The 15,636-nt window shown below is 72.9% G+C and carries 16 protein-coding genes; 9 read left to right on the forward strand and 7 right to left on the reverse strand.

The features are described 5' to 3' along the window. The first annotated feature begins 19 nt into the window (after positions 1-19). Genes AC2RP6_RS16145 through AC2RP6_RS16155 form a run of 3 tightly spaced genes read left to right on the forward strand, consistent with a single transcriptional unit; the run spans position 20 to position 3,963 of the window. On the forward strand, positions 20-1,306 hold the full coding sequence (locus tag AC2RP6_RS16145; protein WP_486446844.1) for an amino acid deaminase: 1,287 nt from the start codon (positions 20-22) through the stop codon (positions 1,304-1,306). A gap of 16 nt (positions 1,307-1,322) precedes the next feature. Continuing rightward, positions 1,323-2,903 (forward strand): N-acyl-D-amino-acid deacylase family protein, encoded by a 1,581-nt coding sequence (locus AC2RP6_RS16150; RefSeq protein WP_486446845.1) that lies wholly within the window; start codon positions 1,323-1,325, stop codon positions 2,901-2,903. A gap of 43 nt (positions 2,904-2,946) precedes the next feature. Next, a complete protein-coding gene (locus AC2RP6_RS16155; protein WP_486446846.1) occupies positions 2,947-3,963 on the forward strand; it encodes a YdcF family protein in 1,017 nt (338 codons plus the stop codon). Positions 3,964-4,091: 128 nt separating this feature from the next. Here AC2RP6_RS16155 and AC2RP6_RS16160 read toward each other — a convergent pair whose 3' ends face one another. Further along, positions 4,092-5,447, reverse strand: a complete 1,356-nt coding sequence (locus tag AC2RP6_RS16160) for a carbohydrate-binding protein (RefSeq protein WP_486446847.1) — start codon at positions 5,445-5,447, stop codon at positions 4,092-4,094. A 179-nt stretch (positions 5,448-5,626) separates the two neighbouring features. Here AC2RP6_RS16160 and AC2RP6_RS16165 point away from each other — a divergent pair, with 179 nt between their 5' ends. Next, positions 5,627-5,812, forward strand: a complete 186-nt coding sequence (locus tag AC2RP6_RS16165) for a hypothetical protein (protein ID WP_486446848.1) — start codon at positions 5,627-5,629, stop codon at positions 5,810-5,812. Positions 5,813-5,959: 147 nt separating this feature from the next. On the opposite strand, the gene AC2RP6_RS16170 is transcribed toward AC2RP6_RS16165, so the two are convergent. Continuing rightward, complete coding sequence (locus tag AC2RP6_RS16170) at positions 5,960-6,973, reverse strand: LysR family transcriptional regulator (protein WP_486446849.1); 1,014 nt, start codon at positions 6,971-6,973, stop codon at positions 5,960-5,962. A 107-nt stretch (positions 6,974-7,080) separates the two neighbouring features. On the opposite strand from AC2RP6_RS16170, the gene AC2RP6_RS16175 reads away from it, so the two are divergent. Then, positions 7,081-7,539, forward strand: coding sequence for a nitroreductase/quinone reductase family protein (locus tag AC2RP6_RS16175; RefSeq protein ID WP_486446850.1), 459 nt, complete (start codon positions 7,081-7,083; stop codon positions 7,537-7,539). Positions 7,540-7,542: 3 nt separating this feature from the next. Here the strand turns inward: AC2RP6_RS16175 and AC2RP6_RS16180 are convergent, their stop codons facing one another. The 4 genes from AC2RP6_RS16180 to AC2RP6_RS16195 all read right to left on the reverse strand — a co-directional run bounded on the left by AC2RP6_RS16180 (position 7,543) and on the right by AC2RP6_RS16195 (position 10,936). Further along, positions 7,543-8,511, reverse strand: coding sequence for an arylamine N-acetyltransferase family protein (locus AC2RP6_RS16180; protein WP_486446851.1), 969 nt, complete (start codon positions 8,509-8,511; stop codon positions 7,543-7,545). Positions 8,512-8,544: 33 nt separating this feature from the next. Beyond that, positions 8,545-8,805: a hypothetical protein gene (locus tag AC2RP6_RS16185; protein WP_486446852.1), complete on the reverse strand. Its 261-nt coding sequence runs from the start codon at positions 8,803-8,805 to the stop codon at positions 8,545-8,547. 18 nt (positions 8,806-8,823) lie between these two features. Next, complete coding sequence (locus AC2RP6_RS16190; RefSeq protein WP_486446853.1) at positions 8,824-9,300, reverse strand: macro domain-containing protein; 477 nt, start codon at positions 9,298-9,300, stop codon at positions 8,824-8,826. 1,423 nt (positions 9,301-10,723) lie between these two features. Continuing rightward, on the reverse strand, positions 10,724-10,936 hold the full coding sequence (locus AC2RP6_RS16195) for a hypothetical protein (RefSeq protein WP_030032563.1): 213 nt from the start codon (positions 10,934-10,936) through the stop codon (positions 10,724-10,726). A 361-nt stretch (positions 10,937-11,297) separates the two neighbouring features. On the opposite strand from AC2RP6_RS16195, the gene AC2RP6_RS16200 reads away from it, so the two are divergent. The 3 genes from AC2RP6_RS16200 (at position 11,298) to AC2RP6_RS16210 (ending at position 13,956) form a co-directional block, all read left to right on the forward strand. Continuing rightward, positions 11,298-12,509: a pyridoxal phosphate-dependent aminotransferase gene (locus AC2RP6_RS16200; RefSeq protein ID WP_486446854.1), complete on the forward strand. Its 1,212-nt coding sequence runs from the start codon at positions 11,298-11,300 to the stop codon at positions 12,507-12,509. A 181-nt stretch (positions 12,510-12,690) separates the two neighbouring features. Next, positions 12,691-13,083, forward strand: coding sequence for an SCO4983 family protein (locus AC2RP6_RS16205; RefSeq protein WP_486446855.1), 393 nt, complete (start codon positions 12,691-12,693; stop codon positions 13,081-13,083). A 237-nt stretch (positions 13,084-13,320) separates the two neighbouring features. After that, complete coding sequence (locus AC2RP6_RS16210; protein ID WP_486446856.1) at positions 13,321-13,956, forward strand: RDD family protein; 636 nt, start codon at positions 13,321-13,323, stop codon at positions 13,954-13,956. A gap of 17 nt (positions 13,957-13,973) precedes the next feature. On the opposite strand, the gene AC2RP6_RS16215 is transcribed toward AC2RP6_RS16210, so the two are convergent. Continuing rightward, on the reverse strand, positions 13,974-14,414 hold the full coding sequence (locus AC2RP6_RS16215) for a hypothetical protein (RefSeq protein WP_486446857.1): 441 nt from the start codon (positions 14,412-14,414) through the stop codon (positions 13,974-13,976). Between the two features lie 143 nt (positions 14,415-14,557). Here AC2RP6_RS16215 and AC2RP6_RS16220 point away from each other — a divergent pair, with 143 nt between their 5' ends. After that, positions 14,558-15,634, forward strand: coding sequence for a hypothetical protein (locus AC2RP6_RS16220; RefSeq protein ID WP_486446858.1), 1,077 nt, complete (start codon positions 14,558-14,560; stop codon positions 15,632-15,634). The last annotated feature ends 2 nt before the right edge of the window (positions 15,635-15,636 follow it).

Here is a 15,636-nt window from a genome sequence, read left to right on the forward strand (position 1 = left end):
ACACCCGGGAGGCATCCGCATGGCCAGCGCCAGCGACCCCGTCCAGGACCTCGCCGCAGAGCCGGTCGACCACCGGTTCAAGGGACTGCCCCCGGACGCCCAGTCGGACGGCCTGACCGTCGGACAGCTCGCCGCGCAGCGCCGCGACCTGCACACCGGTGGCTTCACCACCCCCGTCCTGACCCTCGACGCGGACGCGCTGGAGCACAACCTCGCGGCCCTCGGCACCTACGCCGCCCGCCACGGCCTCGCCTTCGCCCCGCACGGCAAGACCTGCATGTCCCCGCAGCTCTTCCGCCGCCAGCTCGACCACGGCGCGTGGGGGATCACCGCCGCCGTCCCCCACCAGGCCCGCGTCTACCGCGCCTTCGGCATCCGGCGGATCTTCCTCGCCAACGAGCTCGTCGACGCGGCCGCGCTGCGCTGGGTGGCCGGCGAACTCGCCGCCGACCCCGCCTTCCGCTTCGTCTGCTACGTCGACTCCGTACGCGGGGTCCGGCTCATGGACCGGGCCCTGCAGGGCGCGCCCGCCCGTATCGACGTCGTCGTCGAACTCGGCGCCGGCGACGGCGCCCGGACCGGTGCCCGCACCGACGAGGACTGCCGCGCCGTCGCCGACGCCGTCGCCGCCACCACCACCCTGCGCCTGGTCGGCGTGGGCGGCTACGAGGCCGAGGTGCCCGAGGCCGACCCGGCCCGCGTGCACGCGTACCTGCGCCGGATGACCGCCCTCGCCGTCGAGTTCGACAAGGCGGGCCGGTTCGCGGCCGACCTCGACGAGATCGTCGTCAGCGCCGGCGGCTCCGCCTGGTTCGACGCCGTCGCCGACGTCTTCGCCGAGCTCCCGGAGCTCTCCCGGCCCGTCCTGAAGCTGCTCCGCTCCGGCGCGTACGTCTCCCACGACCACGGCTGGTACACCCGCCTGACCCCCTTCAACCGCCACCCCGAGGAGGGCGGCCTGCGCCCGGCGTTCCGCCTGTGGACCCAGGTCGTCTCCCGCCCCTCCCCCACCCAGGCCTTCGTCAACGCGGGCAAGCGCGACATCGCCTACGACCTGGGCCTGCCCGAGGCCGAACTGGTCCGCGACCCCCTCACCGGCGAGGAGCGGCCCGCGACGGGCATCCGCGTCGTGAAGCTGTCCGACCAGCACGCCTGGCTGGAGACCGGCTCGGCCGACGACGTCCAGGTCGGCGACTGGGTGGCCCTCGGCATGTCCCACCCCTGCACGATCTTCGAGAAGTGGCCGCTGATCCCGGTCGTGGCGGCCGACGGCACCGTCACCGACTACGTCCGCACCTTCTTCTAGGCCGGGGGCCCGGACCGTGGACCTGGTCCTGCGGGGCGCCCGTGTCGTCGACGGCACGGGCGGACCCTCGTACACCGCGGACGTCGCGGTCCACGAGGGCCGGATCGCCGCCGTCGGCAGACTGTCCGGGGGCCGCGAGACCGTCGACGCGCACGGTCTCGTCCTGGCCCCCGGCTTCGTCGACATGCACGCCCACAGCGATCTCGCCCTGCTCCGCGACCCGGACCACAGCGCGAAGGCCGCCCAGGGCGTCACCCTCGAAGTCCTCGGCCAGGACGGCCTGTCGTACGCCCCCGTCGACGACCGGACGCTCGACGCCGTCCGGGCCGCCATCACCGGCTGGAACGGCCCCGGCGACGACGTCGACTTCGACTGGCGCACCGTCGGCGAGTACCTCGACCGGCTGGACCGCGGTTTCGGCGGCGAGGGCATCGCCGTCAACGCCGCCTACCTCGTCCCCCAGGGCACGGTCCGCGCCCACGTCGTCGGCTGGGACGACCGCCCTGCCACCCCGGCCGAACTGGACCGGATGCGTACTCTCGTCGCCGACGGCCTCACCCAGGGCGCCGTCGGCATGTCCTCCGGGCTCACCTACACCCCCGGCATGTACGCCTCCGGATCCGAACTGACCGAACTGTGCCGGGTCGTCGCCCGGTACGGCGGCTACTACTGCCCCCACCACCGCAGTTACGGCCGCGGCGCGCTGGCCGCCTACGCCGAGATGGTGGACCTGACCCGGGAGGCGGGCTGCGCCCTGCACCTCGCGCACGCCACCATGAACTTCGGCGAGAACGAGGGCCGGGCGGGCGCACTCCTCGCCCTCCTCGACGCGGCCCTGGACGCGGGCGCCGACATCACCCTCGACAGCTATCCGTACACCCCCGGCTGCACCACCCTCGTGGCGCTGCTGCCCGGCTGGGCGAACGCCGGCGGCCCCGAGGCGGTCCTCGCCCGGCTGCGCGACGACGAGCAGGCCGCGCGGATCCGGCACGTACTGGAGGAGGAGGGCGCCGACGGCTGCCACGGAGTCCCCGTCGACTGGCCGACCGTCGAGGTCTCGGGCGTCGCCGACCCCGCCTACGCCGCTCACGTCGGCACCCGCCTGGACGGCTGGGACACCGCCCGCCGGCTCCTGATCGGCGACCGGCTGGCGCCGACGGTCCTCCAGCACGTCGGGCACGAGGAGAACGTCCGGACGATCATGCGCCACCGCGCCCACACCGGCGGCTCCGACGGCATCCTCCAGGGCGCGAAGCCGCACCCGCGGGCGTACGGCACCTTCCCGCACTACCTGGGGCACTACGTCCGCGAACTGGGTCTGCTCTCCCTGGAGGAGTGCGTCGCGCACCTGTCCGGCCGCCCCGCCGCGCGGCTGCGGCTGGCCGACCGCGGCCTGGTCCGCGTCGGACACCGGGCCGACCTCGTGCTCTTCGACCCGGACACGGTCGCGGCCGGGTCCACGTACGAGCGGCCGCGCACGCCGCCCACCGGCCTCCCGCACGTCCTGATCGACGGCCGGTTCGTGATGCGGGACGGGCGCAGGACCCAGGTGCTCGCCGGCCGTTCGGTGCGCAGGACCGACGCCGGCCGCCGGTGAACCGGCGGCGATCTCCGTGCGGTCCGCCACCTACGATGGCGCCATGGTCGCCTTCGCCCTCGCCGCCCTGCTGTTCCTCGCGTTCTGCATAAGCGTCCGGCAGGACCGGCGCCGCTTCAGCAACGCCGTTCTCCTGGGTCTGACCTTCCTCACCGCCTTCTCGGCCCTCTTCCTCCAGGTGGGCAAGCTGCCCACCTGGGCGGCCGTCACGGTCGTCGTCCTCACCTTCGCCTCACCCGCGTTCGGCGTCCTGGCGCTCGGCGTCCTGCTCGTGCGCAACGGCATGACCATGGTCCGCAAGGAGGGCTTCCGCCCGGCCAACCTGCTGTCCATGCTCGCCGGCCTCGCGATCTTCGCGCTGATCGCGCTGCTGGTCCTCGTCGCCGTGGTCGGCTCCCCCCTCCTCGGCGGCATCGCCGGAACCCTCACCGTCGTCGCCGGCTACGTCTCCTTCGTCTTCTTCTGCTTCCTCGGCTACGCCTTCCTCTACGGCCGGATCAAGGTGCGCGGCGACATCGACCACGTGGTCATGCTAGGCTCGGGGCTGGTCGGCGGGGACCGCGTGCCGCCGCTGCTGGCCTCGCGCCTGCGCAAGGGGCAGCAGATCTACGAACGCCAGCTGGCCCGCGGCAGCCGGCCGCCGGTGCTGCTCGTCTCCGGCGGCAAGGGCACGGACGAGAAGGTCGCGGAGGCCCGGGCGATGGCGGACTGGCTGATCGCGGAGGGCGTGCCGGCCGAGCACATCGTGCTGGAGGACCGGTCCACCACGACCGAGGAGAACATGCGCTTCAGCCGGGAGATCATGGAGGCGCACGACCCGGCGTACCGGTGCGTGGTCGTCACCAACAACTTCCACGCCTTCCGGGCCGCGATGCTGGCGCGCAAGACCGGCGTCAACGGGCAGGTGCTGGGCTCGCCCACCGCCAAGTACTACTGGCCGAGCGCCACGATCCGCGAGTTCGTCGCGGTCTTCTGGGAGCACCGCACCGTGAACCTCACCATCTGCGGCCTGCTGACCGTCTTCGGCACGCTCGGCACGCTGGCCGCGGTCCTCGTCTGAGGACCGCGGCGGCGCACGGCGGCGCACGGCGGCCCACGGCGAAGGTGCCGTGACTCCCCCCTTGGCAGTCACGGCACCGGTCGCGGCGCCCGTTGCGGCGCCCGTTGCGGCGCCCGTTGCGGCAGGGATCAGACGCGCTGCCAGAGCGCCGGGACGTTCGGCGGCTCCCAGCCGGTCTGGGCCTGGTGCCCCTGCAGGCAGCGGTACGTCGCACCGCCGTAGGTGACGCCGGCACCGGCCGCGTAGACGGTGCCCGCCTTCCAGGTGCCGCCCGGCTCGGGCTCGCCGGGACCGGGGCCGGGGCCCGGGTCGCTGCCGCCGACCTTGAGGGTCAGTCCGTACGCCGACAGGATCGGGTTCAGCGGCTGGAAGAAGGTGGTCCCGCCGCTGGAGCAGTTGCCGGAGCCGCCGGAGGTCACGCCCTGGGCCTGGCTGCCGGAGATGTACGAGCCGCCGGAGTCGCCCGGCTCGGCGCAGACCGTCGTACGGGTCACGCCGGAGATGGTGCCCTCGGGGTAGGTGACGCTGGTGTTGTGCTGCTGGATCGTGCCGCAGTGCCATCCGGTGGTCGAGCCGGACCGGCACACCGAGGCCCCCACGGGCTGCAGCACCGAGCCGGCGACCTGCACGTTCGCGCCGCCGCTGCCCTTGACGTACGGGGTCGAGGTCCAGTTCGTGTTCGCCGCGACCCACGCCATGTCGTTGCCGGGGAAGACCGAGGCCTGGAAGGAGCCCTGGGCGACCTGGTTGAAACCGGTGGTGGTGGTCCCGGCGCGCCCGCAGTGCCCGGCGGTGGCGAAGCCGTTGACCGTCCCCTTGGTCACGGGGAAACCGACGGAGCAGCGGCCGCTGCCGTTCATGTAATAGGCGTCCCCGCCGCGCAGGTCGTGGAGCGGGCGCGGGGCCTCGGCCGTGCGGACCACCGTGACGCGTGCGGGGTCGGTGCCGGTCGCGGCGAGCAGCCGGGCGGCCGCCCCGGCCTCGGTCTCCTCCACGACGAGCGTGTTGGAGCGCGGGTCGACGTAGCGCACGGGCGTCGCGGGACCGGCCGCCCGGTCCAGGGCGGCCTTGGCTCCGTCGAGGTCGGCCAGGGTACGGGCGACCACCCGCGCCCGGGCCCCGGCGGCCCGTATCGCGGCGGTGTCGGCGGCCCGCGTGGTGGCGACGGTCAGGGTGCCCGCGTCGGCCCCGTCCACCCAGGCCCCGGCGAAGGCGGCGCCGAGCCGGTCGCGCAGGCGGGCGGCGGTGGCCCCGGCCTCCGCTTCGTGTGCGAGACGGGCCTTGGCCTGCGTGGGGGTCAGGCCGAGGTCGCGCTGCATGGCGGCGAGCAGCTCGGGGGGTGCGTCGGCGGTGCGCAGGGTGGCGGCCGCGGAGGGCACCGCGGGGGCGGGGGCCGGGTCGGCGACGGCGCCGCCGGTCCCGGCCAGCAGCAGCCCGGCGGCGGCCAGGGCGGTACACGCCGCGCGGGCGTGACGCTTGGGCATGGGGGGTCTCCTCGGTTTCCGGTGGGGGTCTGCGGAAACCGTAGAAATCCGAACCTTCGCGCGGGAGCCGCCAGTTGGCCCCTCCCCCGGCGGTATGCCCGGCGCCCCGCGGCGGCCGAAGTGCGTTCATGGGACGGCGGCCGGAGTATGGGGGGCAGGGAAACCGTAGGAGGTACGCGATGGTCAGTGAACCCGACGAGCAGCCCACCCGGTCGGACCAGCTCTTCACGGGCGGGGAACGACCGTACGACCCTGAAGACCTCGTGATGGCGACAGGCCACGACCCGACTCCGGAGCGGGTCGAGAAGGCCCGCCAGTTGATCGAGAAGGAGGGCCCGCAGGTCATCGAGCGCTACCTGCCGTAGCCGGCAGGAGCCCGAGGGGCTGCCCCCACGCCCCGGTCCCCGCCCCCGCGGGCCCCGGGGCTCTTTCCGGCCCCGCCGGCACTCTCAGCCCCGCCGTCGTTTGAGGTGCGGGGGCCCGGGGGCAGCGCCCCCGCAACGGCGCCGCACCTACGCCGCAGGCCACGGCGCGGCCGCCCGCAACGAAGCAGACCCCGCCCCCGGGGCCACGGCCGGAGCCGCCCGAGCCGCCCGCAGGGCCACGGCTCCGGCCGACCTCCCCAACGCCTCCGCATGCGCGGCCCTCGCATGCCCCAGCACCCCCACCGCCCGCGCAGCCACCCGCGCCGCCGGATGCCACCCGAGCAGGTGCCGCCACACCAGCGGGGTCCCGGCCAGCGGCCGGGTCACCACCCCCGGGGTCGCCGGGAAGGTCGCCCGGCACAACCCCACGGCCCGCCCCACCTGCACCAGGTGCACGCACGAGGCCGTGTCCGTCTCGTAGACACAGGCGGGCGTGAACCCCGCCCGCACGCACGCCGCGGCGAAGCAGTCACCGAAGCACCCGTCCCCCGGCACGTCCGTCCACGCCTCGGCGGCCAGCTCGGCCAGCTCGACGCCGTCCGTCGCGGCCCGCTCCCGGGCCAGCGGGTGGTCCTCGGCCAGCATCACGTGCACCGGATCCCGCGCCACCTCCATCCACGCCAGCCGCCCGGGCTCCGGCGGTGCGCTCTCCCCGCAGACTCCGACCAGCGCGAAGTCCAGGCGCCCCTCGGCGACGCTCCCGGCCACCTCCCGCTCCGACCAGGAGGTGTACGTGGTCACCGGAACCCCGGGCTCCGCGTCGGCGAGCCGGTCCACGAGCCCGCCGAGCAGCGGCCCGTGCGTCCCGCCGAGCCGGTAGCCCCGCGTCCCCTGCCGGGCGAACCGCTGCGCCTCCTCCTGGAGCTCGCACACCGCGGGCAGCAGCACCCGGGCCCGCTCCAGCACCAGCTCCCCCAGCGCGGTGGGCCGTACGCCCTCCCGCCCGCGTACGAACAGCGGGCCGCCCAGCGTCCGCTCGATCCGCTTCAGCTGCGCGCTGAGCGCCGGCTGCGCCAGGCCGAGCACGGTGGCGGCCCGGGTCAGGCTCCCGGCGTCGGCGACGGCCCGGACGATCTTGAGATGCCTCAGCTCCAGATCCATGACACGGAGCTTGGTCCAGACTTACAGACGTGCGCTACGGGTCGTACGCATCCAGAATCGTTAATGCTCGTTAGCCGCCAGGGGGCCACGACCCTAAGGACAGGTAAATGCACACACTCGAAGTCGACTGGGACCACCCCACGGACCCGCGACCCGGCCCGCGGCTCGACCACGTCCGTGCCTACGTCACCACCGCAGGCGCCGACGGGCACCTGTGGCACGGGGTGCCCACCCTGCTGCTCACCACGCTCGACCGCGCCACCGGCACCACCGTACGCATCCCGCTGATCTACGGCGAGGACGCGGGCCGCTTCCTCGTCGTGGCCTCCGCCGACGGCGCCCCCGAGCACCCCCACTGGTACCGCAACCTCACCGGCCACCCGGAGGTCCGCCTCCAGGTGGGCGCGGCCACCTTCGAGGCGACGGCGCACACGGCCACCGCGACGGAGCGGGAGGTGTACTGGGAGATGATGACCGCCCTGTGGCCGCCGTTCGAGGACGACCAGGCGGCCGCCCGCCCCCGCGAGATCCCCCTGGTGATCCTCGAACGCCTCCCGGGCCGCTGAGCCTCAGACGTCCGCCGCGGCCCGGCGGGCGGCGATCTCACGGAGCTCCTCCTCGGTGAGCGCGATCCCGAAGACCGTACGCAGGGTCCCGTCCAGGGCCTCCGCGGCGATCTCCTCGGTGGTGCTCGACCCGTCGGGGAGGGTGGTGACGAGCGTCAGTCCGTCCAGGCTGTGGTGGGTGGCCGGGGTCATGCGCTGCGCGAAGAGCCGGCGGACGAACGGGGAGCGCGCGTTCGTGCCCACGAAGTGGCTGCCGACCACGTAGTCGATCGGGTACTGGGCGGTGAGGGTGAAGGTGTGCCGGTCGATCCAGGGAGTCGGGACGCGCCCGGTGCCGCCGTCCGGCCCGGACGGGCCGGGGGCGGGTGCGGGGGCGGTCCCGGGCGCGCTCTGGTAGAGCCACCACTGGTCGATGCCGTGGGTGCCGGGCCGCCGCTCCAGCCGGTGCTGCCAGCCCTCGTACGAGATCCGGGCGCCGTCGGCGAGCTCGATCGGACCGAGCGGACCGGCCCCGAAGCCCACGTCGCACAGCCACTCGCGCTCGTCGTCCCGGGCGGTCACCGCGAGCAGGCCGTGGGTGGCGGGGAGCACCTTGGGCGCGCCCAGGCTGACCCGCCCGATCATGCCGGTGACGTGGAACCCGAGGCGCTCCACGGCCGCGGCGAAGAGCAGCACGTGCTCGAAGCAGTAGCCCCCGCGTCGGTCCCGTACGAGGCGCGCCTCGACGGAGGGCAGGTCGAGCGGCAGCTCCCGGCCGAGGACTGCGTGGACGTTCTCGAAGGGGATGCCGGTGGTGTGGGCCCGCTGGAGGTCCCGCAGGACGGCGAGGGTGGGCTCGCGGGGGCCCTCGTAGCCGATCCGAGCCAGGTAGGCGTCGAGGTCGAGCAGCTCGCCGGACCACCGGTCGGGCCGGTGGTCGGTCGGGCCGGGTGCGGTGGCGGTCGCGGGGATGTCGGCTGTCCGGATGTTCATGACTCCAGCCTCCTCCCTCGACCTGCCTTGAGGTCAAGCCGGCAGCCGGGGCCCCTCCGTGCACAGGCGCGGGCCGAGCCGGGACCGCAGGGCCCGGGCGGTGGACCGCACCTCGTCGTCCATGGACCCGCCCGCGACGACGTCGAGCACGGCGAGCACGAGGTCGGCCTCCGCCCGGGTGAGCAGGGGCAGGCGTTCGGGTTCGGCCGAGGACTCGATCTCCTCGGCCACGATGCTGGTGTACAGGTCGTCGAGCGTCACGTGGAGGAAACGCGCCGGCCCGAGGCGGGTCACGGCCGCGCACCCCCCGTTTCACCCCCGGTCGTAGACGGTCACCTCGATGCCGCGTTCGCACAACGCCCCGGTGATCAAAGGCTCGACGCGCGACCAGACGCCACCCGCGAGCCCGCAGCCGATCCTCGGCATGTGGACGCTCGCACCCAGGTCGACGGCGTGCCCGGCCAGTGCGGCCAGACAGCGCTCCAGGGCGTCGTAACGGATCGGCGGGCCCCCGCTCCCGGTCCGCATCCCGCGCTGCCCGACCATGTTGGCCACCCACACATCGGGCTTTACCCGCACCACCTGCACGGCGCCCAGCCCGAAGTCGTTGCCGCTGCGCCCCCGGTGCCAGGCCCGGTACGCGGCCTCGGGCTCGGGCCACCGCTTCGAAACGGCCAGCACGAACCCCTTCCCCCACCCCCTGAGGTCGTTGCAGACATGCGCGACGATTTTGGGCCCTCCGGCCTGGGGACTCGTCGCATCCCCCGCGATGATCCGCAGCGACTTCACCCCCCGACGGTACGACCCCGGACTGACAACGGCCCGAGCGAAGGCTTCGGGGGGCGGGGCGGGGGGCTTCGGGGGGGGGCGGGGTCCCGGCCGGGCGGTATCAGAGCTGTCCTGGGGTTTCCCGTCAGTCCCATCGTCTTCCGTGTCGGACCGGCCCCTCAAGGGCGCTCCTTCGTCGCGTCGCTTCGCGATGGCCTTCGGCCACCCTTGACCGCCCGTCCCGCCACGGAAAATCCGAGGACTGCCAGGAAGCCCCCAGAAGAACGGGCCGGGCGTTCCGTTCCAGGGACGGGCACCTCAGCGACGCGAGCCGGTGGTCGGGGCGCGCCTCAGATCGCTACGCGCTCCTGCCAGACGGCGTCCGCGAGCCTCTGGGGCTGGGCATAAGCCGCCATCGATCGCTACGCGCTTCTCGATCACGCGTCCGCAGGCCTCTGGGGCTGGGCATAAGCCGCCATCGATCGCTACGCGCTTCTCGATCACGCGTCCGCAGGCCTCTGGGGCTGGTCATAGGCCGCCACCTGTTGCGCACGCTTCTGCCTCACGCGGCTGCGGTCCGTCCGGGGCTGGGCAGAAGCCGCAGAAGCCTTGTGTCTTCTCCTCGCGGTCGGCGTCCGGCGCTTGTTCGTGGTCTGGAGGGGCGATGTTGGGGGGCAGGGGAGCGATCCATCGGTTCAGCCGATGCCAACCCAGGAGAGCGGGGTGGTGGGATCCCACTCGCCGGTACAGACAGGGGTGATTGGGGCATATCGGCGGCTTTCTGAAGTGCCCACCCAGGCACACATGGATTGGGTTCGCTTCAGCCGTCGTCTGAGGCGTTTCCACCCCTCGCGAGGGTCTGACGCCGTCTGTGAGGGGTGAGGGAAGGTTTCTGCGGCCTGCGGCCAGCCCGGGACGAACTGCGGACGCGTGATCGAGAGCGCGCCCATGCTGGGCGGCTTATGCCCAGCCCGAGAGGCTCGCAGGCGCCGTCTCGCCGAGCGCACAGCGACTGGTGGCGGCTTATGCCCAGCCCCAGAGGCCTGCGGGCGCCGTCCCGCAGGAGCGCGTAGCGATTGGTGGCGGCTTATGCCCAGCCCAAGAGGCTCGCGGACGCCGTCGTCGGGGAGCGCGTAGCGATTTGTGGCGCACCCCTGACCCCGTTGCGCGTCTCCGACGCCCCGTCCCTTTGTCGAACGCCCGGCCCGTTCTTCTGGGGGCTTCCTGGCAGTCCTCGAATTTTCCGTGGCGGGACGGGCGGTCAAGGGTGGCCGAAGGCCATCACGCAGTGACGCGACCGCAGGGAGCGCCCTTGAGGGGCCGGCCCGACACGGAAGACGATGGGACTGACGGGAAACCCCAGGACATCCCTGATGCCGGTCGAGTGGATCCCGCCCCCCGAAGCCCCCACCCCGCCGACCCGACCCGACCCACCCCGCCCCCCTCAGAGGTATTCGCGGGCGAATTCGACCGCCCATTCGATCGCCGCCACCGGGACGCTGGCCGCTGCGGGGTCGATGGTCAGGCGGGCGTCCTCCCAGCCCCGGCCGTGCTCGCGGAAGATCGCGAAGTGCCCTTCCTCCAGCGTTCCTTCCGGCCTGACCAGGAACTCGATCGCTCGGTCGTCGCCATCCGTGCCGACCGTGGTGATCGCCATGTCACCGACTACGAACTCCACTGCCCCGCGCCCCTTAGTTGCCGCCGTTCAGGCATCACTCGCCCTGGTTCAGGACCCCAGCCTCTCCCGCGGGCCCGCCGCCCGCATGAGTGCGCGTACTCAGCCCGCGTACTCAGTCACCTCGCGCCCCACCCGGCCCGCCCAGGGTGACGAGGGCAACACGCACCTCCCGCACACGCCCCGGACTCACCCATTCCGCAGGTCGGACGACGGTGCCGCCCCGGATTCCAAGGGAAGACCGCACCCCCACCCGCCCATCCCGCCAAACGGGATAAATCGACCTTCGACTCTCTCCCGAAAAGGCAGGTCGAGGCCGCACGGGGCCCCGTAAGCTCCCGTCATGCAGGTGATCCAGTCAACGAAACTCGCCAATGTCTGCTACGAGATCCGCGGCCCCGTGCTCGAAGAGGCGATGCGGCTCGAAGCAGCAGGTCATCGCATCCTCAAGCTCAACACGGGCAACCCCGCGGCCTTCGGCTTCGAGTGCCCGCCGGAGATCCTCGAGGACATGCTCCGCAACCTGGGCTCCGCCCACGGCTACGGCGACGCGAAGGGCCTGCTGTCCGCGCGCCGTGCGGTCATGCAGCACTACCAGACCAAGGGCATCGACCTGGACGTCGAGGACATCTACCTCGGCAACGGCGTCTCCGAGCTGATCACCATGTCGATGCAGGCGCTGCTCGACGACGGCGACGAGGTCCTCGTCCCCGCGCCGGACTACCCGCTGTGGACGGCCTCCGTCTCCCTCGCCGGCGGCACGGCCGTGCACTACCGCTGCGACGAGCAGGCCGACTGGATGCCGGACCTCGCCGACATCGAGCGCAAGGTGACCGACCGCACCAAGGCGATCGTCATCATCAACCCGAACAACCCGACCGGCGCCGTCTACGACGAGGAGATGCTGCGCGGGCTGACGGACATCGCGCGCCGCCACAACCTGGTCGTCTGCTCGGACGAGATCTACGACCGGATCCTCTACGACGGCACCCAGCACTTCAACACCGCCGCCGTCGCCCCGGACGTCCTGACGCTGACCTTCAACGGCCTGTCCAAGAACTACCGCGTCGCGGGCTACCGGGCGGGGTGGATGGCGGTGTGCGGCCCGAAGGGGCACGCCAGGGACTACATCGAGGGCCTCACGATCCTCGCGAACATGCGCCTGTGCGCGAACATGCCCTCGCAGCACGCGGTGGCCACCGCGCTCGGCGGCCGGCAGTCGATCGAGGACCTGGTCCTGCCCGGCGGGCGGATCCTGGAGCAGCGCAACGTCGCCTACGACCTGCTCACCCGGATCCCGGGCGTGACGTGCGTGAAGCCGAAGGGGGCGCTGTACGCCTTCCCGAAGCTGGATCCGGCGGTCTACAAGATCAAGGACGACCGGCAGATGGTCCTGGACCTGCTGCGGGCCGAGAAGATCATGGTCGTGCACGGTACGGGCTTCAACTGGCCCGAGCCCGACCACTTCCGCATCGTGACGCTGCCCAACGCCAAGGACCTCGCGGACGCCGTCACCCGGATCGGGAACTTCCTGGACGGCTACAGCCAGGCCTGAGCCCGCGACCGGCAGGCCCGAGACCGGCGGCAGGTCCAGCGCCGGACGGTCCGGTCCGGACCGGTCCGTCCGGGGCACGTTCCCGGCCATGGAGCGCCTTACCGGCCAACATCAGGATCCAGCTCAACTTTAGAACCAATCCAATGTAGGATGGTCTCCTGACCACGCAGGAGGCCTCCTCATGTACGAGCCGATCCGCACCAAGCCGGTCGTCCAGCGCATGGGCGGCACCACGGTCGACTACCCCCACAGCAGCCGCGGCGAAGCACTGGACATCCAGCTCGCCGGCCACCTCGCGGCCCTGCTCGCCGTCACCGACGAGCTCGGGCTCGACGAGGCCGCCGAAACGATCGCCCAACAGGTCGCCCGGCTGCGCGGAGCCCAGCCCGCCCGGGCGCACCAGGGCCCCGTGGGGGACGCCGCCGCGCTGCACCGGCGCGCGCACGACCTCGCCGCCCGCGCTCTCCTCGTCGCCGCGTCCCGCGCCGACACCACCGTCGCGATCCTCGCCGCCGAGCGCATGGACGCGCATTCCGCCGCCCTGGAGTCCCTGGACCTGGCCGGCGCCCTCTGACGGCCCCGGTCCGGGGCCGCGGAGGCTCCGGACCGGGCGCCATGACGGGCCGGCCGGCCCCTCGGGCCCTCCGGCCACCCGTCCCGCTGCCCGCTCCGCGGGCACCGAATTGGACAGATCCCCGGGCTCCGAACAACGATGTTGGCTGAAACATCGCGGCAGCACGGGGGAGGCCGCTCATATGACCATCTCCTCCACTCCGCTTCGTCCCCGATCGAGCACCCTGGAGATGCGCCCATGAGCTTCGGCGATCCGAACAACCCGTACGGCCAGCAGCCCCCGCAGGGCCAGCCCGGCTACGGCCAGCAGGCCCCGCAGGGCGTCCCGCCGCAGTACGGCTACCCGCAGCAGCCGGCTCCGGGCGCGGCCCCGCAGTACGGCTACCCGCAGCAGACCCCGCCGTCGGCGAACTACGGCGCCTACCCGCCCCCCGGCATGCCCGGGATGCCCGGCGGGATGCCGCCGCTGGCCCACTGGGGCCTGCGCCTCGGCGGGTTCCTGCTCGACGTGCTGATCATCGTCGCCCCGATGTACGCGCTGACCGGCATCGGCGCGGCCATCGACAACGGCGACGGCGGAGTGGGCGCGGTGCTCGGCCTCATCGGCTTCGTGTACACGATCGGCATGGGCATCTTCCAGCTCTACAAGGAAGGCACCACCGGCCAGACCCAGGGCAAGAAGATCGTCGGCATCAGCCTGCACCGGGAGGCGGACGGCGCCACGCTCGGCTTCGGCATGGCCTTCGTCCGCCGGCTGGCGCACTTCCTGGACAGCATGGCCTGCTACATCGGCTGGCTGTGGCCGCTGTGGGACGCCAAGAAGCAGACCTTCGCCGACAAGGTGTGCGGCACCGTCGTCGTCAAGGTGAACTGACCGGCCACACCCGCCCGCTACGGACCCCCGGGGGCCGGGGTCGCCGGCGTGAACTCCGCGCCGGCGACCCCGCACCAGGGCACCGTCGCCACCGGCCACACCGGGCCGACCGCCTCCCCGTACTCGGTCGCGCCCGGCGCCACGCCCGGGATTCGCACCAGCGCCTGCGCCGCGCGCCGGCCCGGGTCCGCCTCGGCTCGGTCGCGGAACTCCACCGTCACGACGTACGCGCCGACGCCCTCGGCCCGCCCGGTCGCCTCGACCGCGGCCGACACCCGCCGGCTGGCGGGATCGACACGGCAGCCGGTGACCCGTACGTCCTGCGCCGCCGCCCGCGGCGGCTCCTGCGGCGGTTCACCGCCGCTCGCCCACACGTACAGGCCCAGCGGGGCGAACACCAGCAGCCCGGCGATCGTCACCAGGCCGACCAGCCAGCCCTGCCACTTCAACGCGCTCACGCCCATGCCCCGATCCTCCCGGGCGGCCGCCCCTCCCACCAGCACCCGCGAACTCACACAGCATTTCGAAGTGGGACCGCCTGGACACCTGACGTTCACTCAAGACGGCGCGGAACGTGGGTTTCCGTGAGCACGCTGCACCCGTGAGACGCATCCTAGGAATCGTCCTGGGCCTCCTCCTGATCGGTGGCGTGCTCTACGTCGCACTGCAGGGGCAGGATCACCCAGAATCCACGGCAACGAAGACCGTGCGTGGCGTCATCGGTTCGGAGAAGTCCGACTTCTTCCGCGACCCCGACGTCGTCAAGGCCCTGGCCGCCAAGGGCTACATCGTGAAGACGGAGACCTCCGGATCCTGGGCGATGGACCAACTCGCCCTCAAGGAATTCGACTTCGCCTTCCCCGGCAGCAGTGAACCCGCCAAGGAGGTCGCCGCGGCCGCCGGGCTCAAGGGGGCCCAGGAGACCAAGCCCTTCTACTCCCCGCTCGTCGTCATCGCCCGCCCGAACGCGGCGCGGGTGCTGGCCGCCGGCGGCCTCGCCACCATGACCGGCAAGAACTCCGGGACCCTGCTGATGGGCCCCTTCCTCAAGGCCGCCGCCGAGGACCGCACCTGGCAGCAGCTGCCCGGTTCCTCCGCCCACGCCGAGCTGACCGGCACGGTGTTCGTCAAGACCACCGACCCGGCCTCCTCCAACTCCGGCGCGCTCTTCCTCGCCGCCACCTCCAACGTCGCGAACGGCAACAGCGTCGTCGCCGACGACGCCGGCATCGAGCGCACCGCGCCCCTGATGCGCAAGCTGATCTCCGTCCAGGGCGCCCTGGAGACGAGCACCGACGACCCCTTCCGGGCGTTCATCAGCGGCAGCGGCGAACCGCTGATCCTGGTCTACGAGTCCCAGGTCGCCTCGCTGCTCCTGCAGAAGCAGGACCCCGGCGAGATGGTGGTGCTCTACCCGGACTCCACCGTGAACACGGCGCACACCTTCGTCCCGCTCAGCGAGGACGCGAAGGAGCTGGGCACGCTCCTCGCCACCGATCACAGGCTGCGCGAACTGGCCGTGCTGCGCGGGTTCCGCCCGCAGGACGGCGTGGCCGAGTTCACGGCCGCGACCGCACCGCACGCCGACTACGTCAACCCGCAGCTGACCGGGATCCGCCAGGTCGGCACCCCCACCGTCAAGATCCTCATGGCGCTCGCCCAGCGCGCCAAGAGCTAGGG

This window comes from Streptomyces sp. WAC03905 (assembly GCF_057371075.1).